Source organism: Exiguobacterium sp. PFWT01 (assembly GCF_018255795.1).
In the GTDB taxonomy this organism is placed as follows: Bacteria; Bacillota; Bacilli; order Exiguobacteriales; family Exiguobacteriaceae; genus Exiguobacterium.
In genome coordinates this window covers 1,044,464-1,068,979 of the sequence record NZ_CP073755.1, presented here as the reverse complement: position 1 = coordinate 1,068,979, position 24,516 = coordinate 1,044,464, and the positions used below count along the sequence as shown (strand labels likewise).

Annotated in this window: 28 protein-coding genes; 6 read left to right on the top strand and 22 right to left on the bottom strand. The window is 47.3% G+C overall.

Going from position 1 to position 24,516, the window contains the following annotated elements; all coding sequences use genetic code 11:
• Positions 1-105: 105 nt before the first annotated feature.
• Positions 106-375, top strand: a complete 270-nt coding sequence (locus KD909_RS05520; RefSeq protein WP_012726683.1) for a hypothetical protein — start codon at positions 106-108, stop codon at positions 373-375.
• A gap of 51 nt (positions 376-426) precedes the next feature.
• On the opposite strand, the gene KD909_RS05515 is transcribed toward KD909_RS05520, so the two are convergent.
• The 3 genes from KD909_RS05515 to KD909_RS05505 are packed head-to-tail and all read right to left on the bottom strand — an operon-like array spanning position 427 to position 2,870.
• Positions 427-1,947, bottom strand: a complete 1,521-nt coding sequence (locus KD909_RS05515) for a flotillin lipid rafts scaffold protein FloT (protein WP_012726684.1) — start codon at positions 1,945-1,947, stop codon at positions 427-429.
• A gap of 3 nt (positions 1,948-1,950) precedes the next feature.
• Positions 1,951-2,472, bottom strand: a complete 522-nt coding sequence (locus KD909_RS05510; RefSeq protein WP_031423196.1) for an NfeD family protein — start codon at positions 2,470-2,472, stop codon at positions 1,951-1,953.
• Entirely contained in the window at positions 2,472-2,870 is a 399-nt protein-coding gene (locus KD909_RS05505; protein ID WP_031423194.1) for a hypothetical protein, read from the bottom strand. The genes KD909_RS05510 and KD909_RS05505 overlap by 1 nt, the downstream gene beginning before the upstream one ends.
• Before the next feature lie 119 nt (positions 2,871-2,989).
• Here KD909_RS05505 and rnhC point away from each other — a divergent pair, with 119 nt between their 5' ends.
• The 3 genes from rnhC (at position 2,990) to KD909_RS05490 (ending at position 6,111) form a co-directional block, all read left to right on the top strand.
• A complete protein-coding gene (rnhC, locus tag KD909_RS05500; RefSeq protein ID WP_371744419.1) occupies positions 2,990-3,904 on the top strand; it encodes a ribonuclease HIII in 915 nt (304 codons plus the stop codon).
• A gap of 71 nt (positions 3,905-3,975) precedes the next feature.
• The gene (locus KD909_RS05495; RefSeq protein ID WP_012726688.1) at positions 3,976-4,788 is read left to right on the top strand and encodes an alpha/beta fold hydrolase; all 813 of its coding nucleotides are present in this window, start codon (positions 3,976-3,978) and stop codon (positions 4,786-4,788) included.
• A 300-nt stretch (positions 4,789-5,088) separates the two neighbouring features.
• Positions 5,089-6,111, top strand: coding sequence for a PTS sugar transporter subunit IIC (locus KD909_RS05490; protein WP_211782617.1), 1,023 nt, complete (start codon positions 5,089-5,091; stop codon positions 6,109-6,111).
• A 41-nt stretch (positions 6,112-6,152) separates the two neighbouring features.
• Here KD909_RS05490 and pheT read toward each other — a convergent pair whose 3' ends face one another.
• From pheT to infC, 9 genes are all read right to left on the bottom strand, one after another.
• Positions 6,153-8,528, bottom strand: a complete 2,376-nt coding sequence (pheT, locus tag KD909_RS05485) for a phenylalanine--tRNA ligase subunit beta (RefSeq protein ID WP_211782616.1) — start codon at positions 8,526-8,528, stop codon at positions 6,153-6,155.
• A 12-nt stretch (positions 8,529-8,540) separates the two neighbouring features.
• The gene (gene pheS / locus KD909_RS05480; protein WP_211782615.1) at positions 8,541-9,563 is read right to left on the bottom strand and encodes a phenylalanine--tRNA ligase subunit alpha; all 1,023 of its coding nucleotides are present in this window, start codon (positions 9,561-9,563) and stop codon (positions 8,541-8,543) included.
• A gap of 302 nt (positions 9,564-9,865) precedes the next feature.
• A complete protein-coding gene (locus tag KD909_RS05475; protein ID WP_159562522.1) occupies positions 9,866-10,612 on the bottom strand; it encodes a TrmH family RNA methyltransferase in 747 nt (248 codons plus the stop codon).
• Position 10,613: 1 nt separating this feature from the next.
• On the bottom strand, positions 10,614-11,693 hold the full coding sequence (locus KD909_RS05470; protein ID WP_012726693.1) for a M42 family metallopeptidase: 1,080 nt from the start codon (positions 11,691-11,693) through the stop codon (positions 10,614-10,616).
• A 19-nt stretch (positions 11,694-11,712) separates the two neighbouring features.
• Positions 11,713-12,195 carry a dUTP diphosphatase gene (locus KD909_RS05465; RefSeq protein ID WP_012726694.1) on the bottom strand — a complete coding sequence of 161 codons (483 nt, stop codon included), beginning with the start codon at positions 12,193-12,195 and terminating at the stop codon, positions 11,713-11,715.
• A 24-nt stretch (positions 12,196-12,219) separates the two neighbouring features.
• Positions 12,220-12,474 carry a membrane protein gene (locus tag KD909_RS05460; RefSeq protein ID WP_031423177.1) on the bottom strand — a complete coding sequence of 85 codons (255 nt, stop codon included), beginning with the start codon at positions 12,472-12,474 and terminating at the stop codon, positions 12,220-12,222.
• An 86-nt stretch (positions 12,475-12,560) separates the two neighbouring features.
• Complete coding sequence (gene rplT, locus KD909_RS05455) at positions 12,561-12,920, bottom strand: 50S ribosomal protein L20 (protein ID WP_012726696.1); 360 nt, start codon at positions 12,918-12,920, stop codon at positions 12,561-12,563.
• Positions 12,921-12,948: 28 nt separating this feature from the next.
• Positions 12,949-13,143, bottom strand: a complete 195-nt coding sequence (gene rpmI / locus KD909_RS05450) for a 50S ribosomal protein L35 (RefSeq protein WP_012726697.1) — start codon at positions 13,141-13,143, stop codon at positions 12,949-12,951.
• A gap of 30 nt (positions 13,144-13,173) precedes the next feature.
• Positions 13,174-13,704, bottom strand: a complete 531-nt coding sequence (gene infC, locus KD909_RS05445) for a translation initiation factor IF-3 (RefSeq protein WP_211782614.1) — start codon at positions 13,702-13,704, stop codon at positions 13,174-13,176.
• A 341-nt stretch (positions 13,705-14,045) separates the two neighbouring features.
• Here infC and KD909_RS05440 point away from each other — a divergent pair, with 341 nt between their 5' ends.
• Positions 14,046-14,255, top strand: a complete 210-nt coding sequence (locus KD909_RS05440) for a hypothetical protein (RefSeq protein ID WP_012726699.1) — start codon at positions 14,046-14,048, stop codon at positions 14,253-14,255.
• 30 nt (positions 14,256-14,285) lie between these two features.
• Here KD909_RS05440 and KD909_RS05435 read toward each other — a convergent pair whose 3' ends face one another.
• The 8 genes from KD909_RS05435 to KD909_RS05400 form a co-directional block, all read right to left on the bottom strand.
• Positions 14,286-15,158 (bottom strand): DUF1002 domain-containing protein, encoded by an 873-nt coding sequence (locus tag KD909_RS05435; RefSeq protein WP_082131994.1) that lies wholly within the window; start codon positions 15,156-15,158, stop codon positions 14,286-14,288.
• Positions 15,159-15,261: 103 nt separating this feature from the next.
• Positions 15,262-17,205: a threonine--tRNA ligase gene (gene thrS / locus KD909_RS05430; RefSeq protein ID WP_012726702.1), complete on the bottom strand. Its 1,944-nt coding sequence runs from the start codon at positions 17,203-17,205 to the stop codon at positions 15,262-15,264.
• Between the two features lie 298 nt (positions 17,206-17,503).
• Entirely contained in the window at positions 17,504-18,418 is a 915-nt protein-coding gene (gene dnaI / locus KD909_RS05425) for a primosomal protein DnaI (protein ID WP_211782613.1), read from the bottom strand.
• A 4-nt stretch (positions 18,419-18,422) separates the two neighbouring features.
• The gene (locus tag KD909_RS05420) at positions 18,423-19,751 is read right to left on the bottom strand and encodes a DnaD domain protein (RefSeq protein ID WP_211782612.1); all 1,329 of its coding nucleotides are present in this window, start codon (positions 19,749-19,751) and stop codon (positions 18,423-18,425) included.
• Between the two features lie 40 nt (positions 19,752-19,791).
• Complete coding sequence (gene nrdR, locus KD909_RS05415) at positions 19,792-20,259, bottom strand: transcriptional regulator NrdR (RefSeq protein ID WP_012726705.1); 468 nt, start codon at positions 20,257-20,259, stop codon at positions 19,792-19,794.
• 12 nt (positions 20,260-20,271) lie between these two features.
• Complete coding sequence (locus KD909_RS05410) at positions 20,272-20,643, bottom strand: hypothetical protein (protein ID WP_211782611.1); 372 nt, start codon at positions 20,641-20,643, stop codon at positions 20,272-20,274.
• A gap of 112 nt (positions 20,644-20,755) precedes the next feature.
• Entirely contained in the window at positions 20,756-21,142 is a 387-nt protein-coding gene (speD, locus tag KD909_RS05405) for an adenosylmethionine decarboxylase (RefSeq protein ID WP_012726707.1), read from the bottom strand.
• Between the two features lie 232 nt (positions 21,143-21,374).
• On the bottom strand, positions 21,375-22,406 hold the full coding sequence (locus KD909_RS05400) for a glyceraldehyde-3-phosphate dehydrogenase (RefSeq protein ID WP_211782610.1): 1,032 nt from the start codon (positions 22,404-22,406) through the stop codon (positions 21,375-21,377).
• 157 nt (positions 22,407-22,563) lie between these two features.
• Between KD909_RS05400 and KD909_RS05395 the strand changes: the two genes are divergently transcribed.
• Positions 22,564-23,046: a site-2 protease family protein gene (locus KD909_RS05395; RefSeq protein WP_012726709.1), complete on the top strand. Its 483-nt coding sequence runs from the start codon at positions 22,564-22,566 to the stop codon at positions 23,044-23,046.
• 14 nt (positions 23,047-23,060) lie between these two features.
• On the opposite strand, the gene coaE is transcribed toward KD909_RS05395, so the two are convergent.
• Together coaE and mutM are read right to left on the bottom strand one after the other, a co-directional pair.
• On the bottom strand, positions 23,061-23,666 hold the full coding sequence (gene coaE, locus KD909_RS05390) for a dephospho-CoA kinase (RefSeq protein ID WP_012726710.1): 606 nt from the start codon (positions 23,664-23,666) through the stop codon (positions 23,061-23,063).
• Between the two features lie 13 nt (positions 23,667-23,679).
• The gene (gene mutM, locus KD909_RS05385) at positions 23,680-24,507 is read right to left on the bottom strand and encodes a bifunctional DNA-formamidopyrimidine glycosylase/DNA-(apurinic or apyrimidinic site) lyase (RefSeq protein WP_211782609.1); all 828 of its coding nucleotides are present in this window, start codon (positions 24,505-24,507) and stop codon (positions 23,680-23,682) included.
• Positions 24,508-24,516 lie beyond the last annotated feature (9 nt).

Sequence of the window (24,516 nt, the reverse complement as noted above, 5' to 3'; positions counted from 1 at the left end):
GGGGACATCTGAGAGTGTTAGATGTTTCAAAAGGGATTTTTTTCTAATCATTGAATATACATGATGAATGACTATGATGTCAGATCCGAAAGGAAGATTAACGGAATGATTGAAAAGATAATTCGACATAGTTGGAACGTCATATCAGGATTATTTGTTCTCTTATTATCACTTTGGTTGAGCGGTCCTGGTATAGCAGAAACAGATACCCCACAACATCGTTGGTATTTCATGCTTTGGTTTGTATTATGGACGGTCGGATTTATTTTACAGTTCAGACCGCGAACGAAATGGTTCGGTCTATTCATCACGCTCGTGCCGACGTTATATTATTTTATTTCCGTCCTAAAAGCAGCAGAAGTGATTTCATACTAGTCAATCATGTGCAAAAACAGAGCCATAGACGATGTCTATGGCTCGTGTCGGTTATTCCTTTGAAGCAGCAACCGTTGTATCCGCTAATTCACGCTCCGGTGTTGGGGCTTTCGCAACGTTCCCTTTCCCTGCAAAGTTCTCGAGTAAGTCTTTCATATCGATACCCGAAGAAGCTTTTAATGTTTGTTGAAGCGATGCCATGAGGTCGGTTGCGTAACCTGTCACTTTACCAGCTCCACCGTTTTGTCCGCTCCCCGTGTCCACGACCGTGATCTGGTCGATGTTACCGAGTGGCGATGCAATTTCTTTCGCATAATCAGGAAGCATTTTGACGACCATATCGAGAATCGCCGCTTGTCCGTATTGCGCGAAGGCTTCGGCAATCTTCTCTTTCGCTTCGGCTTCTGCAAGACCGGTCAAACGGATAATTTCCGCTTCCGCCTCACCTTTCGCACGTTCAGAATCCGCTTCTGCAAGACCTGCCAAACGTACGCGTTCCGCATCGGCTTTCGCCTGTGCTTCAATACGATACTTCTCTGCATCCGCAATTGCGATTTGACGTGCTTTATCCGCAGCGGCAGACTGTTCAATCGAGTATCGATCCGCATCGGCTTTTTTCTTCACTTCTGAATCATATTGTTTCTCACGACGCATGATTTCTTTCTCTTCGAGTTCGATTTGCTTTTGACGCTCGATGATTTGAACTTGCATCTGTTGTTCGGTGACTTCTTGTTTCGCACGCGCTTCCTCAAGCTCGTACGCTTGGTCGGCCCGGGCTTTGGCAACATCTTGCTCACGGCGATAAGCCGCGATTCGGAGTTGGTTCTCTTTCTCAGCTTCCGCGATTTCAGACGCACGCTCAAGTTCGGCCTTCTTCGCATCTTTCATCGCTTCCGCCTGTTTGATGCGCGTCTCTTTATCCGCTTCCGCAGTCGCGATATCAGCATCACGCTTCACTTGGGCGATACGCGGCTTCCCTAGCGATTCTAAGTATCCATTCTTATCTCGAACGTCTTTGATGGTGAATGACACGATGACTAGCCCCATCTTCGCCAAGTCTTGTGATGCGACTCGTTGAACTTCTTGCGAGAACTTGTCACGGTTCTTATAAATCTCTTCAACGGTCATAGAACCTAAAATCGAGCGCAAATGACCTTCTAACACTTCTTTCGCTTCGTTTTCTCGTTCAATCTTTGGTTTTCCGAGGAACTGTTCAGCCGCTGTCGCGATTTCACTGATCGATCCGCCAATTTTAATGATGGCTGTTCCGTCCGCCATGACCGGGACACCCTGCTCTGTATAGACTTCAGGTGTCGTGACCTCTAATTTGCTAGAGAGCAAACTGAGAGGTTCTGCTTGTTGGAATACCGGGAAGACGAACGTCCCGCCACCACGAATGATTTTAACGCGGTTACCAGATGTATCGCTATGTACATTTTTCTTGCCTAAATAACTACCTGTCACTATCAGTGCCTCATCTGGTCCGACTGTGCGATATTTTAATACGAATACAAACACAAGTGCGAGGATGATGACCCCGACGATGATGCTGACTAAAATAGCCGTATTCATGTGTTATATCTCCTCTCGAATTGTAGGTTCGTCATATGGCATGACGATTGCGATATTGCCTTTTACTTCAATGATGACTACCCGATGATCTGTCGAAATCGATGTACCATCTAAGCTTTGAGCCGTCTTTAAAAGCGAGCCCGTTACTGTCTCAATCAAAACTTCGCCATACCCACCTTCAGGAATGGGCACGGTCAATCGTCCGACACGTCCAACTAATGCCTCATCCGTCAAACCAATGGATTCTTCCGCATTGGAGAGCGGTAAGAGAACAAATAAATAGAGAAGCGTCGTCAAAGCAAGAGACCCGACCAATGCAACAGCGAGCCCGATCATCGGGGAAACGTGAGCCAACGCGTTTAAGATAAGCCCAATTCCTGCCCCTAGTGCTAAGAAAGATAAGATGACTGCAGGGTTAAACCAACCCTCGAACATTTCGAACGCATCGGAGAACATCATGTAAATAAAGGTTCCAAGACCAGCGATGATCAACACCCACCAATATAGTTGATCGATTGCCTCCATTACCACCCCTCCTGTCGACGTTTTTGTTCCATCATCAGTACACGTCGAAGTTGTTCGACTTCTAATGCAAGCCGATCTTCAATCTCATCCCACTCCGACAGTGATGAAGTGGATAAGTCGTTCACTTCTCGAACTCGCCCGATGGAACGTTCAATCCGTCGCCGATTGTATAGGTCGACAAGTTCTTGTCGTTCGATCCGCATCCTGTTTAAAAAATATTCCACTTCTTTTTGAACTTGAACGACTTGATCCGTCACGCCCTCAGAAGAATCTTGCATCAGTAGCCGACGCACTCTCACTTGATGAGCTACTAATTTAGCAATTCTCGCCTCGAGTTCGAGAATGTGCTTATATAATTCCTCTACCTCATCTTGTTGCGTGTCATCGCGCCACCACACGTCCACCTCACCTCACTTTTCTCTACTCACTTCCCTATACGATAAAACCTCATCTTCGGTTTCAAAAATTCATAAAAAAATGTAAAATGAATTTGCCAGACAGAAAGGAAGTGCTCATGTTGGGCAACCAAGTCATCAAGCTATCAACCGCATCACAAGAAAAACTAAAAAAGATGTACCATGAGTATGCAGTCGCGCCACCACAATATGCGACATTCAGCGCCAAGACACCAGGATTTGTCGTAACAGTCTATCAATCAGGGAAAGTGATGTTCCAAGGAAAAGATGCCGAGACCGAGGCAGTGAAATGGGGAACACCCGCCGAGAAGAAACAAGCATCCACACCGAACACCGTCCTACCTGAAGGATTTTCAAGTTGGTCTGTCGTTGGAAGCGACGAGGTCGGAAAAGGAGATTATTTCGGACCACTCGTCGTCGTAGCGGCTTTTGTCTCACGCGATCAAATCGCACTCGTCAAAGAACTCGGCGTGAAAGATTCAAAACAGTTATCCGACCCTGAAATCATCCGGATCGCGAAAGATTTACACGCTACGATTCCTTATCAAAAAGCGACACTGCATAATCCAACATACAACAACATGCAACGTACGATGACACAAGGTAAAATGACTGCCATCGCCCATAATGCTGCGCTTCGAGCGTTGCTTGAAAAACTTGGACAAAAACCCGATGCCATTCTCATCGATCAGTTCGCAGAGAAGTCGGTCTACTATCAACATTTGCGGGCAGAACGCGATATCGTGCGCGACGATGTCTACTTTTCCACAAAAGCCGAAGGACTTCATGTCGCCGTCGCAGCTGCATCCATTTTAGCTCGCGCTTTCTTCTTAAAAGAAATGGACAAACTAAGTAAACAAGCAGGATTGACCCTTCCAAAAGGTGCAGGGGCCAAAGTCGACCAAGTCGCCGCTCAAATCATTCGACGTCATGGTCAGGATTATTTACAAAAGATTGCTAAAGTCCATTTTGCGAATACAAAGAAAGCCCTCAACTTGAATGAACGTCGTTTGTAGAGCTTCGACATCAAATGTGATATACTCATTTTATGGTTAAATGAACTTAAAATTTTTGGAGGATAGCGTTCATGTTGCATTATAAAACCTACACGATTAGTGATGACCATCCTTGGGTCATCTTCATACACGGGGCCGGAGGAAGTTTATCGCATTGGTATCGTCAACTTCGTCCCTTCCGTAAAAAATATAATGTCCTGCTCGTCGATTTACGCGGTCATGGCGGTTCATACGATGCTGAACAGTCGCTCAAACAACCGTTGAACGCCTATACGTTTGATGTCGTCGCCAAAGACGTCATTGAAGTCATGGATCACTTAGGTATCGAAAAAGGACACATGGTCGGTCTGTCTTTAGGAACGATTGTGATTCAGGCGATGTTTGAGCACTATCCCGATCGAATCGCATCGGTTGTTCTCGGCGGAGCCATCGTCAAATTCAATGTCCGCTCCACGATGCTCATCCGACTTGGTAGTCTTGTGCAAAACTTTGTTCCCTACATGTGGTTATATAAATTATTCGCATGGATTTTACTCCCGAAGAAGCGTCACAAAAAGTCTCGGATGATGTTCGTCCGCGATGCGGCGAACTTATGTCAACGCGAGTTTATCCGTTGGTTCAAAATGACGGAAAATATTAATCCTTTACTGAATCAGTTCACTTCGATTCAGACGAACGTCCCGATTTTATATATTATGGGTGATGAGGATTACATGTTTCTTGAAGCTGTCGAACGGACAGCGAAACATCAGCCGACAGCCAATGTTGAAATCGTTGCAGACTCTGGTCATGTGGTCAATGTAGACCAACCCGATCAATTCAATGCGTTGTCGATGAATTTTATCGATGATCAGATTCAAGCACGTTCACTACAAATGAGCTAATTCAGGATGCCACTGGGCTTCCTGAATTTTTTTATGTTTATTTTCAGAAAATATTGATTATTACAAAAATAGATGGTATTCTTTAGCAAATCCAACGAAGAGGAGATGCTCGAAATGTCCAATCCCGTACATATGAACAGCCTGCTGATTATTATTCGACTGAGGGACTGAAATCGTTTTGTTTTCAAAAACGACTTTTCAGGCCCTTGTTCCCGTGGTAATCGGACAGGCGCCTGTAGATTGAAACCGCGCCTATCCTTGATGGATAGGTTTTTTTATTGACACAAAGACATAGAGGAGATGATGGAAGTGAAGCAGTATATGATGGATCGAATGGTAAAAATTTCAGCAGGGATGGCAAACGCCGTCCTCGTCACGCTCGGTGTCGGTTTATTGATTGAGACGATTGGTAATTTGACCGGAATCGCGATGCTCGTACAGATTGGACAAGTCGCCAAATCGTTATTGGCACCCGCTTTAGGCGCTGGCGTCGCGTTTCAACTTGGAAGCAACACGCTCATCCTATTTAGCGCCATGATTGCCGCAACCATTGGCGGTGCAGCTTTAAAAGCGACAGAAAGCGGACTCGTCCTCGTTCCAGGTCAACCGATTAGCGCACTGATCGCAGCGGCGGCTGCTGTCTGGCTTGGAAAACGTGTCCTCAGAAAAACAAAGTTTGATATGATGGTCGTTCCGGTCACAGCCGTATTAGGTGGTGGAATCGTTGGGGTTGCTGCAGCAGCGGTCACGACTCCTCTTATCAACTCAATCAGTCAAGGGATCACCGCATCTGTAGAAACGTCGCCGATTGCCACATCTCTTGTCATCGCACTTGTTTTCAGTGTCATGCTCATGTCGCCTGCATCATCTGCCGCACTCGCCATTGCGCTTCAACTTGACCCTGTCGCCAGCGCCGCTGCCTTGATCGGTTGCTCTGCTCAATTTGTTGGATTTACCTTAATGGCATATCGTCAAACCGACCCAGGTGGATTGGTCGCCTCATTCTTTGTCACACCGAAAGTGCAGTTTCCGAATATCATCAAAAACCCACGAATCGTCGTCCCACCGTTTATCGCCGCGATGATTTCCGCACCGATTGCTACTTTGATGTTCTCACTCCAAGTCCCATATGAAATCGCGGGTCTCGGGCTCAACTCCTTGATTGCCCCGCTTCAGATTTTAGCGGTCCAAGGGTTGGATGCCTTTCTCATCTTCACGATGACCGGCGTCGTACTCCCTGCACTCATTACGTGGGCCCTCTATCGTGTGACGACTCTTGTCGGATGGACCAAGTTCGGCGATCTCGCACTCGAGATTCAATAATAAAAGGAGCGTTGTCACAGGTGGACAACGCTCCATATTTTTTACGCTCGAAGTTCAGCGCCGTGTGTCGCACGGACCGCCTCGACGATCGTTTCATATGCTGCCGTTACTTCTTCATCTTGTAACGTTCGTGACGGGTCTTGGAACTTGAGTGAGAAGGCAATCGATTTTTCATCCGCTCCAACATTCTCCCCTGTATAGACGTCAAACAAGACGAGGTCAATCAAGAGTGGACCAGCCGCTTGGCGGATCGTTTGTTCCACTGTCCCAGCCGGAATCTCACGTGATAAGACGAGTGCCAAATCTCGTGAAATCGATGGATAACGTGGTACGTCTTGATAAAGAAGTGTCTCGTCTCCACGAAGTGCCAAGAGGTCGAGTTCGAATACATACACTTCCTTCATACCGTAGACGTCTTTCGATGTTCCTGGATGCACTTGTCCGACATATCCGATGACCTTTCCGTCCATCAAGATGTTCGCCGTGCGACCTGGGTGCATATCGGGCATCGATACAGCCTCATACGTGACATCTAGGCGAAGCGTTTGGACTAACGTGTCGACAATCCCTTTTGCGACGAAATAGTCGACCGGGATCCGTGTTCCTTGCGAACGATGATCCATCCATAGACCTGTGACGACGCCAGCTACCCGTTCTTTCTCACGTGGTAACGTTTCTCCGTGCTCCGTATAGACGCGTCCTGTTTCGTAAAGTGCGACGTTCGATTGTTGACGCGCCGTGTTGTAACGAGCCGCCTCTAACAACCCAGGGACTAGCGACGTACGAAGGACAGAGCGTTCTTCACTCATCGGCATCGCCAATCGGACGAGCTGATCGGTTTCTCCACCGAAACGTGTCGCATGTGCCTCACTCGTTAACGAGTAGGTAATGGCTTGTGATAAACCTACTCCTTGTAACAAGCGACGTGTCTGCCTGCGCAATACGTTGATTGTCGGCAAATAGCCTTTCGATTGAGAGGCAGGTAACGTCGACGGGAGACTATCATATCCGTATAGACGTGCCACTTCTTCTGTGATATCAGCCGGAAGCTCTAAGTCCGGACGGCGCGATGGAATGTGTACTGTCAGCACATCATCCCCTTCTGTCGCGAGACCGAGACGCTCCAGGATGTGAACGATCGTCTGACGATCGAGTGTCATCCCTAAGCGCTTGTTGATATAGTCAATCGACACTTGGATTTCTCGGGCACGTGATTCGGCTTCACCTGAACGCACCGCATCATGAATGGTTCCTCCACCGAGTTCGACAATCAATTGCGCGGCGCGATCGAGCGCGAGCATGACACGTTCTGGGTCAACGCCTTTTTCGAAACGAGCGCTTGAATCTGAACGTAGACCGAGCGTACGGCTCGTCTTCCGTACGGATGCTGGATCAAAGTACGCTGACTCTAAAATGATATCTGTCGTTGAAAGATCTACCTCTGTATTGGCACCACCCATGACGCCTGCGATGGCGACTGGAGCTTGCCCATCCGTGATGACCATCATCGATGAATCGAGCGTGCGCGTCACGTCGTCGAGTGTGACCATTTCTTCTCCATTTTCGGCTTGACGGACCACAATCGAGTTGCCGAGTTTCTTCGCATCGAATGCGTGAAGCGGTTGTCCGATTTCAAGCATCACATAGTTCGTCACGTCGACAATGTTGTTGATTGGACGGACACCTTCTGCGATCAAGATATTCTTTAGCCATTGTGGCGATTCTGCAATCGTTACCCCTTTGACTTCACGAGCTGCGTAATATGAACAGTTCGGAGTTGCAAGTTCGATGGACACGTCCGATGGTGATGATGACGTGACATCTGCCGTCGGCAACGTGTATGGACGCTCTAAGATGGCCGCAACCTCATGAATGATTCCATAGAGGCTCAAGCAATCTGAACGGTTCGGAGTCAAGCCGAGTTCGATGACTTCATCGTTCAAGTCGAGTAAATCGAGCACATCTGCTCCGACTTGTACGGATTCACGGAATGCGTGGATTCCATCTTGCTCGTCTTCCCGAATTTGTTTTTTCTCAAAGCCGAGCTCTTCGAGTGAACAAATCATCCCTTGTGATTCGACACCACGAAGTTTTGCTTTTTTGATTTTAAGTCCTGGTAAGCGTGCGCCAACTTTGGCCACGATCACATGTTGCCCTTCGCGCACGTTCGGTGCGCCACAGACGATTTGAACAGGGTCACATTCTCCGATGTCCACTTTCGTCACGTTCAACTTATCCGCTTCCGGATGTTTCTCACATGAAAGGACCCGCCCGACGACAATCCCAGAAAGTCCTTCCCCACGATTTGTCACACTTTCGACTTCGATTCCGTTCTTCGTAATCAAGTCACCGAGCGCTTCGCCGCTTAAATCGGATACATCAATATATTGATTCAACCATTTTTTTGAAAGTAACATCTGTCTTCCTCCTTAGAATTGCTCGATGAAACGTAAGTCATTTGTGTAGAAATGGCGGATGTCGTCGACGCCGTGTTTGAGCATCGCCATACGCTCCACTCCGATTCCGAATGCGAACCCTGACACTTTTGACGAGTCATAGCCAGCCATCTCCAATACATGCGGATGGACCATTCCGCCTCCGAGAATCTCAATCCACCCGGTTCCTTTACAGACGTTACATCCTTTCCCTCCACACTTGAAGCAAGAGATGTCGACTTCGACCGATGGTTCCGTGAACGGGAAGAAACTTGGACGGAGACGAATTTCGCGCGTTTCACCGAATAACTGCTTCACGAACACTTTGAGTGTCCCTTTCAAGTCAGCCATCGAGATGGATTCATCGACAACCAATCCTTCGATTTGCATGAATTGATGCGAATGCGTCGCATCGTCTTCATCACGACGATACACTTTACCTGGACAGATGATGCGAATCGGCTTTCCGTTCGCCTCCAACATCGTGCGAGCCTGTACAGGAGATGTATGAGTACGAAGCAACGTCTCTTCCGTGATATAGAACGAGTCCTGCATGTCTCGTGCCGGATGATCTTTCGGCAAGTTGAGCATTTCGAAGTTATAGAGATCGGTCTCGACTTCAGGACCTTCAGCAATCGTATATCCGAGTCCAACGAACAAATCTTCCATCTCGTCGATGATTTGTTGCAAGAGATGGCTATGGCCAGGAGTCGATGTCCGTCCCGGGAGTGTCACATCAAGCGTTTCCGCTTTTAACTTTTCCTCTAATTCAATCGCCTTCACCTCTTCGATTCGAGCATCGAGTGTGCTTTGAATTGCGGTACGAACGGTATTCGCCAACTCACCGATGATCGGACGTTCCTCGGCAGATAATTTACCCATGCCACGGAGCACTTCAGTCATCGGTCCTTTTTTCCCTAAATATTTGATGCGGACGTCATTCAATGATTTTTGTGTGGATGCCTGTTTGATTTCTTCTAACGCTTCCACTTGTAACTGTTCTAATTGTTCTTTCATGTGTTCGCTTCCTCCTCTACATAAAAAAGTCCCTTCAGTCGTTGACTGAAGGGACGAATCATCGCGGTACCACCCTACTTGGCCAATTCATGGCCCACTTGAGAGCATCGTTATCGTGATGCCAAACCGGTGTTGTCTCCAACACGACTCCAGAGTGAATTCAGCGACGAGTCCGGCAAAGGCTCTCAGTCACGGCCCTTGCTCCCTGAACGGAATCGGTCATTCGCTTACTATGTTCTTTCAACGTCATATCTTATTCATCGATGTGTTTAACCTATCACGTTTTTCACGTGCTGACAAGATTATTGTAAAGCGATGCGATACATTAAAATGCCTGCAGCGACCGCCGCGTTGAGCGATTCCGCGTCGCCGAGCACCGGAATATGCACACGTGTGTCACAGAGTGCCAATACATCAGCATGGACCCCTTGCGCCTCATTCCCGATGACGAGGGCCACCTTGTCTTCGAATGCAACTTGCTCATACGATGTTGCCTTTGAGAGAGCTGTGCCGTAGACGTGGAATCCATCCTCTTTCAGCTCAGGTAATTTTTCAAGCAAGTCGACCGTGGTCACGTTCACGTGAAACAGCGATCCTTGTGTGGCACGCACGACTTTGGCGTTGAACGGATCGACCGTTCCTTTCCCGAGTAGCACCGTATCGAATCCGGCAGCATCTGCTGTCCGAATCATCGTACCGAGATTACCCGGGTCTTGTACTCGGTCAAGTACGAGTACTTTCTTCATTTTACGTTCAACCGGCGTCATCTTGACAACGGCAAACACGCCTTGGGTCTTTTCCGTTTCGGAAAGAAGGTCCGCAACGTGGTCGGATAACTCGAGGACTGGCATATCTTCAAGTCGCCACGTTCCTTTGGGTGAATACGACTCAGCCATGATGAGTTGGACGAGTCGACCGGCACGAATGGCCTCGTCCACCAAATGCTCTCCTTCTACTAGGAATTGACCCGTTTCTTGACGACCTTTTTTCGTCATCAATCGTTTTAATCGTTTAATCGTCTCGCTCTTCGTAGACGTAATCTTCGTCATATTATCCCTCTTTCAACCATTGGACCGTTTCGTGGTCTAAACGTTTCGTCAATGCGACAACGAGTTGTACCGCTGCCTCGTAATCATCCTTATGGATGATGGACACGTTCGTGTGTAAATAGCGGACCGGCACTGTCAATGCGATGGCCGGCATCCCGATCCCAGAAAGATGGAATCGCCCAGCATCTGTGCCACCGCCTGGCGTTAAGTCCAATTGGTATTTGATGTCTTGCTCTTTGGCCACGTCAACGATGAGGTCGACAAGGCGTGGGTTCGTGACGGTAGTCGCATCAAAGAAGATGACTTGAACCCCGTCCCCGAGTTTTGACAACCCTTCTGCTTGGGTCATCCCCGGCGTATCACTCGGAATGCCTGTATCGACAGCAATCGCGACATCCGGGCGAATCAAGTTGGCAGCGGTCACCGCTCCACGTAACCCGACCTCTTCCTGTACCGTCGCTCCTGTATAGACGACGCCTGGGAACGATTCTTCCTTCAGACGTTTTGCTGCTTCGATGGCAATTGCACATCCGATGCGGTTGTCCCATGCCTTCGCCATCAAGAAGTTCTCATTTTTCATGACTGTGAATTCGCAATGTGGCACGACCGTATCGCCTGGACGAATTCCCCACTCAGCCACTTCGTCTTTCGACGTTGCACCGATATCTAAGAACATATCTTTGATTTCGACGGGCTTCTTCCGTGCCTCGAGCGGTAGGACGTGAGGTGGTTTCGCACCAATGACACCCGGAATCTTTTCACCAGACCTTGTGACTACATCCATTCGTTGTGCCAACAGCACCTGGTTCCACCAGCCACCGAGCGCCTGGAAACGAAGGAAACCGCCTTCTTCCACACGCGTCACCATGAAGCCGACTTCATCCATGTGACCCGCAATCATGACACGCGGACCTTCAGCATCTCCGGTCACTTGACCAAATAGACTTCCGAGTCCATCCTGTTCAAACGACTCGACGTGCGGCTCGAGGTATTCACGCATCAATTGACGGACTTCTCCCTCATTTCCTGGGACGCCTGTTGCATCCGTCAAACGTTTTAACATATGTAACGATTCATTCATACCAATCCGCTCCTTTTCATTAATATCCTTGATTTTGTCGCTCATGGTTTACTTCATTTTTATTCATGTATGCCAGCAAAATGAGTTGCTCATTAAAACCGAGCGTATAACCAAGTTCGAGATAAGCTGCCATCAGCGTCTCGTACATAGCTTCCGTTTTTGAAAGACCAAAGTTCGTCACTTTTCGATAAATATCTAAAAAAGCATCAGTCGCATCAAGATATGAACTTCCCGCAGGAAACGCATCTCGTTCATACCCGAGCGCAAGACCAAGTGACAATAAGAAATGAATGCCGTCCACATATTCTTCTAAGATCACATCTTGAGGCGACGGTCCTTTCTTCGACCAAAACTTAAAGCTACGTGTTTCGTTAGCCAGTTCACCGAGCTCGACAAGCAGCGCCAGTAACCGTTCATCGAATTGATTGCCGGATAATCCATGTTGTGCTTTGATCCGCTCGTCTAATTCGCGCTGCCGATCAAACAATGTTGTCCAGTTCACCGGATGTTCCTCCTCTATCTCCACTTATAGCAGTACTAAAATCATTAAAGACCAGCCCACTGCTAAAATCAATACTTGTAATTGAAGCAGTTTTGGGGCATGAACCGTCTTCTTCCGAGTCAGATGAAGACCGAACAAGGCGCCGATGGCTCCTCCTGCATAGGCGAATAGGACATTAAAGTCACCTTTCCCTTGCGCATACTGTTTCGCTTGGATGTAGGTGTAAACGTTCAAGACAATGAGCGCTAAGGCGACGATGGCAACAACCGATTGATTCATACGCTTTCCTCCTTCTCTTAATTCTAAGAAATTCTAAAGAAAAAAGAAAGCGCCGAGAGAGTGTCTCGGCGCTGTCGATTGAACGATTACGCGTTCAATTTTGATTTAGCTGTTTCAGCGAGTGACGCGAATGCCTGTGCATCTGTCACAGCAAGCTCAGCAAGCATCTTACGGTTGATGTCGATTCCTGCAAGCTTGAGGCCGTGCATCATACGGCTGTATGAGAGACCGTTTGTACGTGCTGCCGCATTGATACGTGTGATCCAAAGACGACGGAAATCACGTTTCTTCTGACGACGGTCACGGTAAGCGTACATGAGTGACTTCATGACCTGTTGTTTTGCTACTTTAAATAGAATGTGTTTCGAACCAAAGTATCCTTTGGCAAGTTTAATTTGCTTTTTACGACGTTGACGAGTCGTATAACCGCCTTTTACGCGTGGCATATGGATTCCCTCCTAAATTGTTTCTGTATTACTTCGCGATCATGTTGCGAATACGTTTGAAGTCTCCAGCTGATACGATAGCGCCTTTACGGAGCTTACGTTTCGCTTTAGTCGATTTGTTTGCGAACAAGTGACTTGTGTAAGCGTGTGAACGCTTGAGTTTACCTGATGCTGTACGTTTGAAACGTTTTGAAGCACCGCGGTGCGATTTCATTTTCGGCATGAGTATTTCCTCCCCACTGAGAATCGATAATTAATCTTCTTTGTTCGGAGCCAGCACTAAGAACATGCTGCGTCCTTCCATCTTCGGCTTTTGTTCAACTGTTGCCAAATCGGCACATTCCGCTGCCATTTTGTCCAAAACACGTTTCCCGATTTCCGAGTGTGTGATGGCACGTCCGCGGAAACGAATCGAAGCCTTCACTTTGTTTCCTTTTTCAAGGAACTTGCGTGCATTACGCAATTTTGTTTGGAAATCGTTGTCCTCGATTGTTGGACTGAGACGCACTTCTTTCATTAGGATGACTTTTTGGTTTTTACGCGCTTCTTTCTCCTTTTTCTGGAGTTCGAAACGGTACTTCCCATAATCCATAATTTTAGCGACCGGTGGATTTGCTTTATCCGCGACTAAGACGAGGTCTAGTTCCGCTTCTTCAGCTAAACGTAACGCATCGTTACGTGATGTCACACCGAGTTGTGCACCGTCTGCGCCAATGAGACGTACTTCACGGGCACGAATGTTTTCGTTGATAAAGAGCTCTTTGCTAATGGTTAGCACCTCCATCGTGCGATTGCACGAGATTTAGATTGACAAGACAACATGGCAATAAAAAAAGCGTCGGCAGTTTCCCACCCACACATCAGTTGAGGTCATAAAACGGCAGACGATGCCGAATGAACCAAGAACTTGATGGACCTGCCTGATGACTCTCAGACGAGGTGAAAAGCGGGTGCTTCTGCTTTGTTGTTTTTAATCACTATGTCATCTTAGCACTAGCAGGAAAAGATGTCAAGATATCGCGCATGAATAATTGGTAGCTCACACTTTTATGATGATACCAGTCATTCTCTCGTTTCGCAATACCTTTTCAAAGGGAATAATGAAATATCAAAGGAGGGATCGACATGAACTGGCGAAAAGATGTATCGCGAGAACATGACTACCATGATCAAGTCCAGCAGATTGTCAGTAAGACGATGCAAGCACATGGGTTAGAAGACGAAAAATTACAGGCGGTATTGACAGACTTACTAGAAGAAATGAATCGCATCACTTTAAAAATCGTCGATGACCATGAGTCGGCTCAAAATTATATTCATAAACGGTGGTACTAAAAAAGGGCAGGCGCCCTTTTTTAGTACCACTTAGTTTGTAAGTGACTTGAAGAAGTTCCCGATTGCCTCAAACAATCGGGCGAAGAATCCTTTTACTTCTTCTTGTTCGAGGAATGCTTGCACATCTTGACCCGCATCTTTCAATCCACTACTGATCGCTGACCAATCAAGATTTGCTTGCTGCATGTTTTCGAATAGTGTCGTCAGTTGATCGAGTTGGCCCTCAGACAACTGGACGTTATTTTGGTTCAATACTTGAATGACGATGTCACGGATCTCAATATTTGTCTCCGGCATCTGATTTGCGATTTCCGCTTTAATCTCGTTCATGAGACCTGCTACATCCTCTTGTCCGACCGTCTTACCGATTTCAGACGTAACCGCCAGCTCTTCTTGTGCCAATTCTTTTCGCTCATCCGACAGTTCAATTCCGGTTTCGGCCGCCGTTTGATCATACGCCTTCATAATTCCCGTCAGAGCCGAGGTACCCGTCACGTTAATCGGTGACGTGATATAGATGTCCGCATCCGTCACACCTGCCGTGACGAGGGCGTTCGCATACATATCTTTCGTGACCCACGTCACGTTTTCCGTTTGAATATCAAGACCTGTCCCGTTCGTCAATTTGATTCGGGCAGACGAGTACATGCCGCCTCCACGTTGTGCTTGCGGAACCGAGTCTCCTAAATATTTTTCTTCATCTGCGGCAGTCGTGATAATGGGTTCGATTCCTTCTGGGGCATCCATACGTTCGAGTACCCATTTTTGTTGCTCTGAAGAGAGCGACTCCCCGAGCGTAACAATCGTGTCATTGACGATCGCCTCCGCTCCGACTTTCGGAAGCGCTCCTGTGAACGCAACCGCTCCAATAGTAAGTGCCAATACTGGCTTCATATAATTCATTAAGTATCACTCCTTATGTTTACGATACGTGTAGATGAACAAATACACATCCGTCTATAGACCGAAAAAAACCACCTTTCTGGTTGGAAAGGTGGTCCCTCACTTAACGTGAACGGTTCGCAATCTCATCTGTGAGCGATGCGATGAATTCATCAAGTGAAGCAGAAACTTGTTCCTGCTGACCGTAGCGGCGAATATTGACGGCACGCTCATCCCGTTCTTTATCCCCAAGAACGAGCGTCATCGGAATCTTCTTCATTTGTGCTTCGCGAATCTTATAACCTAGTTTCTCGTCACGGAGATCCGTTTCAACACGGACGCCACGTTTGACGAGTTCTGCTTTCACTTCCGCCACGTATTCGTCGTGGACGTGTGAAACCGGGATCAACTTGACTTGGACCGGTGCGAGCCATGTCGGGAACGCGCCTTTATACTCTTCAATCAAGTAAGCGACAAACCGTTCCATCGTCGAGACGACACCACGGTGCAACACGATTGGACGATGGTCCTTACCGTCTGGCCCAGTGTATGTCAAATCGAAACGTTCCGGAAGCAAGAAGTCGAGTTGGACAGTCGAGAGCGTCTCTTCTTTCCCGAGCGCCGTCCGTACTTGCACGTCGAGTTTCGGTCCGTAAAATGCCGCTTCGCCTTCCGCCTCAAAGTAAGGAAGCTCAAGCTCATCCATCGTTTCCTTCAACTGACTTTGTGCCATTTCCCAAATCGCATCGTTATCGAAATACTTCTCTTTATCAGCAGGATCGCGATACGAGAGACGGAAACGATAATCTTTGATGCCGAAGTCAGCGTATACTTCTTGAATCAAATGAACAATGTCTTTGAATTCTTGTTTCATCTGTTCTGGTGTAACGAACGTATGACCATCATTCAAGACCATGTAGCGAACACGTTGAAGACCTGTGAGCGCCCCTGACATCTCATAACGGTGCATCCCACCAAGCTCAGCGATTCGAAGTGGAAGTTCGCGGTACGAACGTGGCTCATGTTTGTAGATTGTCATGTGGTGCGGGCAGTTCATCGGGCGAAGGACGAGTTCTTCGTTGTCCATCTCCATTTTCGGGAACATGTCGTCTTGGTAGTGATCCCAGTGTCCAGATGTCTTGTACAAGTCGACCGAACCGAGAACCGGTGTGTAGACATGTTGATATCCGAGTTCGAGCTCTTTATCAACGATGTAGCGCTCGACCGTACGACGAATCGAAGCCCCTTTTGGAAGCCACATCGGAAGCCCCTGACCGACTTCTTGTGAGACGAAGAAGAGGTCGAGTTCTTTCCCAAGTTTACGATGATCGCGTTCTTTCGCCTCTTCAAGAAGACGCAAGTGTTCAGCGAGTTGTTCTTTCGTCGCCCACGCTGTTCCATAAATACGCTGCAACATCTTATTGTCTGAGTCCCCACGCCAGTAGGCACCAGCCACGCTCATCAATTTGAAGATTTTCAACTTCGATGTTGACGGGACGTGTGGTCCACGGCAAAGGTCGAAGAACTCACCTTGATGATAGATCGTCAGTGTTTGATCAGCAGGAATATCCTCGATCAACTCAATCTTGAGCGGGTCTCCCAACTCTTTATAGCGAGCGAGCGCCTCGTCACGGGAAACGACTTCGCGTGTGATTTCCAAGTTCTCATCGACGATGCGTTTCATCATCTTTTCGATTTCAGGAAGGTCTTCCTCATTGATGCGACGATCCATCTCGATATCGTAATAGAACCCGTTCTCAATCGTCGGCCCGATTCCGAGATAGATGTTGTTGTCTTCTCCGTATAACCGTTTGATTGCTTGAGCCATCAAGTGAGCTGACGAGTGACGCATCAAATCAAGACCGTCTTCCGAGTCCGGCATCACGAGCTCGATTTTGCCGTCATGTTCGATTGGACGACGATAGTCGATGAGTTCTCCGTCTAGTTTTGCTGCGATTGCTTTTTTACGAAGTCCTGGACTGATCGAGCCCGCGACGTCTTCTGCTGTGACGCCGGCCTCGAACTCTTTTACAGCGCCATCTGGAAATGTTAATTGAATCATGTACATTTGTCCCCTCTCAAAAATGAATATAAAAAAAGCCCATCCCTCAAAAAGGGACGAGCTTTGATTCTCGTGGTACCACCCTCGTTCCCAAGCAATCTGCTTGGCTCGAACACACGATAACGAGTGTGAATCGCCGCACGATTGACCCGTACGGTGCTCTGAGGGAGTAAATCCATCGTCGTCGTTAGGAAGCTTCCACCGCCCTTCCCTCGCTAAAACTCGTCTCGATGATCCATATCCTCTTCTATGCATCCTTTATATGCTTCTTAGTATAGTCAACTCACCAGAGAAAAACAATCCTTTACCGACGGCGATTTTCACCCTTTAACTCAATTTGGGTCGTCGTCGTGGAAATACGTTGCATGAGTCGCTGTGCCTTCATTTTATTTTGCGGCGAACCATCGATTGAAAAGTGCGTCTCGAGTTCTTCTCCGCTAAAGTTTGAACTGTATAGCGTCGGCAAGCGATGCATCATCCGATACTGAAGAATGATCCCGAACAATTCATCTCGTACCCACGGACTGATGGCTTCAGCTCCGATGTCATCAATCAGTAAGACTGGCACATGTTGAAACGACGTCAAGAAAGAGTCGAACGACTCGGTACGAATTTTGCGTTTCGCCTCCGACACAAAGCCCGGAGCATGGACTAGAATCGTCTCGATGTCCGCCACCTTCAACTCATTGGCGATTGCGGCGAGTAAATATGTCTTCCCGACGCCAAAACTACCATGGAGATAGAGGCCGTTCACTTTTTGACGAGACTTCATCCCTGTTACAAATCGCATCGCTTCACGCAATGCGATTTTACGCGCGTCGTCGCCCCAATCGAAAGATTCGAAACTCGCCTCGCGAACTTCTTCCGGTAAAAACAAACTTTTGAATTTACGGTCCATTTCTTTTTGTCGTCTCGCCTGGCGATGGGCGACCGTTTCTTCATATCGAATTGCAATCTGCCCTAAATCGACATAGAGCACCGGTTGATGGCCCGGGATGACGGCCTGATCTTCGATGAACGTTTTTCCATCCATCTGTTCCGCGTACTCACTCAGTTTGGTAAACCCGATTTCGATCGCCTTCTCCTTTAACTCTGGATGAGCGTTCAAAAATGCGATGACACCCGGGTGATTCAGTGTACGTCTGCGAATCGACTCGTACGCCTCACGAACTTCTTTTCGGTTCATCAACTGAGACAGCGACTGATTGATTCGTTCCATTCCCTCACCCCTTCTCTTTCAATTCATTTAATAGTTTCACGAGTTCCGCGTCATCCGGAACGGACGACTCGAGTTCTTTTTTCCTCGCTTGGTCGTATGAGCGCTGTTGTTTCGCCTCATCCTCGAGCCACTTCGGCATATCCCCTTGCTGGGGTTTCCGTCGTGAACCCACAGTTTTTCTATCAACCTTCGCTTGATTATCTAACCTAGTTTTAGATTTCTCTAACGCTTCTACAACCGTTGAATATCCACTGCTTTTCCAATTCGTCGCTACAGTAGTGACCAGTCCATTATTAATTTCTTTTTTCTCTACTATTACCAGGTGATAAAAAAGTGCATTTATTAAATGTGGTGCAAGCCCAATCGTATCTACTAAATTAATAATTATTTGTTCATCTGTATTTGAAAGTCTCGATGTTTTGCGAAGACTTGTAACATATTGATGCGGATGTGCAGATTCCATGACTTCAGGTTTGTGTAAATCTACTTCTTCAATTTTTGCGTGCTCCACGGTCTTCTCTTTCCGATGGCGCGTCTGTTTCTTTTTCAATTGCAAGACCATTTGACGACACCCGTCCCGCTTCTCTTGCTCACTGAGTGGCAGATACGCCTCATGGACAAAATATTCTTTTAACATTTCAGCCATCGTCTCTTCATCAAGTTGAGACACGTAGGCCAGTTTTGTGATCGTTTCGTCTAATTTTTTCGTGAAAAATCCAACTGGAAAATTCGTCAGTTTTTTCACAATTTCCATATCGAACGAATAGTTGATTTCAATCTTTGCCCGGTCCGGCTTTTCATAATTTTTTTGTGTGAACGCACGATGGTTCACTCCTTTGACATCAAACACTTCATTGAAGTCCTTTGTCACCTCGACGATGCCTGCTGGCAACGGATCAATCGTAAAACGCCCCTGCAATTGCTTGAATCGTACTTCCCCGACTTTATAGAAGAGGAAACTCGACAACAGCCCGTCATTTAAAAACGTGTGCGGTGCAAGCGGGACGCGTAACTGGTAGACGTATTGTGTCATTCGAGCGTCTTTTGTTTTATAAGTGCGCACTAACCCAATCGCTTCTAAACGGAACAGACTGTCCATTAACTCATTGATAGAGAACTCCAACATCTCACACAATGCACTATGTGACATATAGTTGGATTTCATTTTGCCCGGTTTCAGTTCGCTCCATAACGTTTGATAAAGTGCGAGCGCCTTCACTCCGATGACAGGTTGATATAAGTGATAAAGGGACTGGTACGATTCACGGTCGACAAGACCGGTACTCATGATTAACAATTCGTCCGTCCCAAAGATTGTACGTTCTTTCTCCATGGCTCTCTCCCTTGAAAAAGGGCGACCAGCAGGCCGCCCTTTAGTTGGTCGAATTTTCTTGCTTCATTAAATCTTCAAGTTCTTTAAAGAACACCGTGATGTCTTTGAATTGACGATAAACCGATGCGAAACGGACATATGCGACTTCATCGACTCGCGCGAGCTCGTTCATCACGAGCTCACCTACTTGTTCACTCGGAATCTCTGACTGGGCGAGGGCACGAAGTTGCTGTTCGACTTTCGTCACAACCCCTTCGAGCTGTTCAAGTGTGACCGGTCGTTTCTCGCACGCCCGAATAATGCCGCGAAGCACTTTTTCACGACTGAACTCTTCGCGATTTCCATCTTTTTTGACAATGATGAGCGGTGTCTGTTCGACCGTCTCAAACGTTGTAAACCGATACCCACATTTTTCACATTCACGACGACGTCGAATCGAATAATGGTCTTGCACCGGACGGGAATCGAGCACTCTCGTTCCATTATGATCACATTTCGGACAACGCATGCTCAAACCTCCTTATCGTTCGACTGTTTTATTTCCAATAGCACGTAGCGGGAATTGTTGCGTGAGTGCCTCGTAGTAGTGCGATACAATTTGCGAGAGGTCTGCACCGAACCGCTGCTCACGGTTTAATGTGAAATCGACTGCCGTCCGGCCGCCATCCACTTGAACAATCGTGATGAGCCCGTCCCAACCTTCCCCTATAAATGAAAGTTCCCCTCGATCTGCATCGATTCGACGAACCGTCTGTCCGTTCTCTTGAATCTTTCCTTCTAACCATTGCAACATCGCATGTGAAGATGCCGCATAGTAACGTGTTTGAAGCATTTCATTTTTATGTGTGTCTTTCGTTTCAATATGTGTTTGTAACTTATCTAACAGTCCCATAATCCACCTCAACGCCTGAGTTATATACGTTAAGCATATCAAAATTAAGGCGACAACAAAACAATTAAAAGGGCTGACCGTTAAACGGCCAGCCTCAAAAGGTCAATCTGATTTATTTGCTGATTGCCACTTGCGCTTCCGGAACACGAATCGGTCCCATTCCACGCTCAAGTTTCACATCTTCACGTACTTTTGCATCCAATCCTTCAGCAATATACTGCGATGCTGTAGCCGGATCGATTCGATCTCCACATGTAAACACGTCAACTGACGCATAGCCATGTTCTGGGAAACTGTGAATCGTTAAGTGTGATTCTGAAATGATGACGACTCCACTTACACCGTGTGGCGCAAATTTGTGGAATGCAACTTCGCGGACTTCAGCGCCCGAACGAAGAGCAGCATCGACGAACAAACGCTCGATGTAGTCGATATCATTCAATTTGTCGGGATTGCACTCCCAAAGTTCTGTAATAATGTGACGTCCCATAGTATCCATATTAGTGGATCCCCCTTTACATCAATGGTCTCAAAGTAGTTGATGATCACTCACTTTGTGCCTGAATCGCCCACAACCACGGGGGCAAGTTAGTCCTAAGAGGTCCTAACCCTTTAAGTTGCGTTTGTCAGACCAATTGAAGTTCACGAAATTGAGTGTAACGTGTTTGGGACGTCGTTACAAGACATTTGATAAAAAAACCTGAAAAATATTTCTCCGCACGTAATATTTTTTAGGCGTGTGTTTCTTGCTGACCGATTTGAAGATAGCTGGCCACCATATCCAACAAGTCCACGACACGGCATGAATAGCCCCATTCATTGTCATACCACGCGAGTACTTTGACATGATTTCCGCCGAGTACCATCGTCGAATCCATGTCGATAATCGACGAGCGATCGTCCCCGTTAAAATCGATAGAGACGAGCGGTTCGTGAGAAACGCCTAAAATACCTGTCATTTCTCCAAACGCTGCCCGTTCAAACGCTTCATTGACTTCATCGACCGTGACATCTCGGTGAAGTTCGACGACCAAATCGACAAGTGATACGTTCGGAGTCGGCACACGGAGTGCCATTCCGTTCAACTTTCCTTGTAGTTCCGGCATCACAAGACCAATCGCCTTAGCAGCTCCCGTTGATGTCGGGATGATGGAACTACCACACGCGCGCGCGCGACGCAAATCTTTATGCGGGTTATCAATATTATTCTGATCATTCGTATAGGCGTGAACAGTCGTGATCAGTCCCGTTTCAATACCGAACGTCGAATGTAAGACCTTCACGACCGGTCCGAGACAGTTCGTCGTACACGATGCGTTTGAGATGATATGGTCTTCCTCCGGGCGATAGTCACGATCATTGACCCCCATCACGATCGTTCGTAAATCCCCTTTACCTGGTGCGGTCAAAATCACTTTTTTCGCCCCTGCCTCGAGATGAAGTCGTGCCCCGCTATCAGAGTTAAACTTCCCGGTCGCTTCGACGACGATGTCGATTTCAAGGTCTGACCAAGGCAAGCGTGATGGATCACGTTCCGAAATGAGTTCAATCCGTTTCCCATCGACTTCGAGCGCATCCCCATACGCACGTACTGTCAATCCGAATGGACCATGAATTGAGTCATGTTTAATGAGATGCGCGAGTGTTTCCGCCGGATAACTTGCGTTAATCGCCACCACTTCATGACGTCCTTCGAGCATCAATTTTCGAAATACCATTCTTCCGATTCGACCAAATCCGTTAATTGCCACTTTTGTCCCCATGATAGATCCCCCTTTTTCTACATTACGGTTTCATTATAACGGATAGCTGTAAGCGTTTTCACTATGAATCGTCACATTTTTTTCGTTTTTCTTTGTTTATTTTTTGAAAATGAGGGAAATTTCTTGGCGTAACAGACAAGAGAAAGGAGGCGTCATGATGTTTGATTGGGGAGATATCGATAAATTCTTTATTTCGTTCTTTATCATTTTACCGATTGTGACGTTAATACATGAGCTTGGTCACTTCTTCTTCGCAAAGTTGTTCGGTGGCTCACTCGACATGCAAATTGGTACCGGGAAGAAACTATTTAAAGTAGGTCGTTTACAAGTAAACCGTGTTTATTTTTACGATGCATGGTGCCAGTTCACAGATTTAAGATGGAGCAACAAGGTCACCCGTACGCTAGTCTATGGCGGTGGAGCCATTTTCAATTTAGCGAGTATCTTGATCGTCAACGCGTTCATCCTTCGACGAGATATTGAACCGACACTCTATACGTATCAGTTCGCCTACTTCTCGTTCTACTATATCTTCTTTTCACTCTATCCCATCTATTATTCGAACGGGCATCCGAGCGATGGACGTGCGATTTATGATACATGGAAAAAAGGGTCTCCAGAATCCGATCCATTAAACTAAAAAGAAGGCGATTATCAGTCGCCTTCTTTTTGTATCGTTTGAAACTGTTCGACCAGACGATTGATTTGTGGAGGAAGATCCCCCAATGCCCCATTATTGTTTATGAGGAAATCCGCCTGATGCTTTTTATCTTCAATTGGAATCTGTGAGCGAATACGGGCGAGCGCCTCTTCTTTCGTCAATCCATTCCGCTCCATGAGACGCATCAGTTGAATCTCTTCACGGCAGTAGACGACGACAGAATAATCGACTAAATCGAGCATCGTCCCTTCAAACAATAACGGAATATCAAAAATGACGACAGGTTCCCCCGATGCCTCATACGTTCGCATTTGCTCGTTCATTTCTTCTCGAATCGCTGGATGCATCAATTGATTCAATTGCTGACGCTTTGCTTCATCATGGAAGATTTCCCGACCGAGGGCAGGACGGTTCAGCACGTCGCCCACAAAACATTTTGGAAATGCGGCCCTTACCCCTTCAATCGCCTTTCCTCCTGGTTCAACGACCGTCCTTGCAATCAAATCGGCATCGATAATCGGAATGCCTCGTTCTCGAAACAGTCGCGATACCGTAGACTTTCCGGTTGCGATCCCACCAGTCAATCCAATCTTCAACATACACGCCCACCCCTTAACGTTGTTGACAGTGCGGACAGTAATGCGTGCCTCGCCCGCCCAATTTCATCTTTTCAATTTCATGTCCGCATCGGCGGCACGGTTCTCCTGTCTGTCCATACACGTAGAGTCTCTCTTGAAACGTTCCTGTGGCTCCATCTGGATTGGCATAACTTCGAATCGTACTACCTCCACGCTCAATGGCCTCATTCAAGACGGCAACGGCTTCAGTCCGCACACGGTCGACTTCTTCATGTGATAAACTTGCGGCCGGTCGAGTCGGATGGACGCCCGCACGAAACAGCGTCTCATCTACATAGATGTTTCCTAAACCGACAAAGATGGACTGGTCGAGGAGTGCCGTCTTAATCGAGCGTGTCTTCATGCGCTCTAAACGTCGGTGTAACGCCTCGGTTGTCACACGCTCGTCAAACGGCTCGTACGCAAGTAATGAGAGCGGAGGTGTGGTATGAATCGCTTCATTCGTCCGCAACTCCATCGTACCGAATTTACGGACATCATTATAGTGTAGAGTCGATTGGTCCGTAAACGTAATCACGACATGTGTATGTTTCACGGGTTCTGTAGCGGTCGCATAAGGGAAAAACTTCCCTTCCATGCGAAGATGGGAGACGAGATACCCGTTCGTCAATTTGAATAAGATGAATTTCCCCCGACGTTCCACATCCGTAATCGTTTCTCCGATTAAATGGTGAACCCATTCTTCGGGGTCGAGCCCGCGGATAATTTTTGGGTCGAGGACATCGACAGACTGAATCGTTTTTCCTGAAACGGCAGGTCGTAACCTGCGACAGACCGTTTCGACTTCTGGTAATTCTGGCATACTGATTTC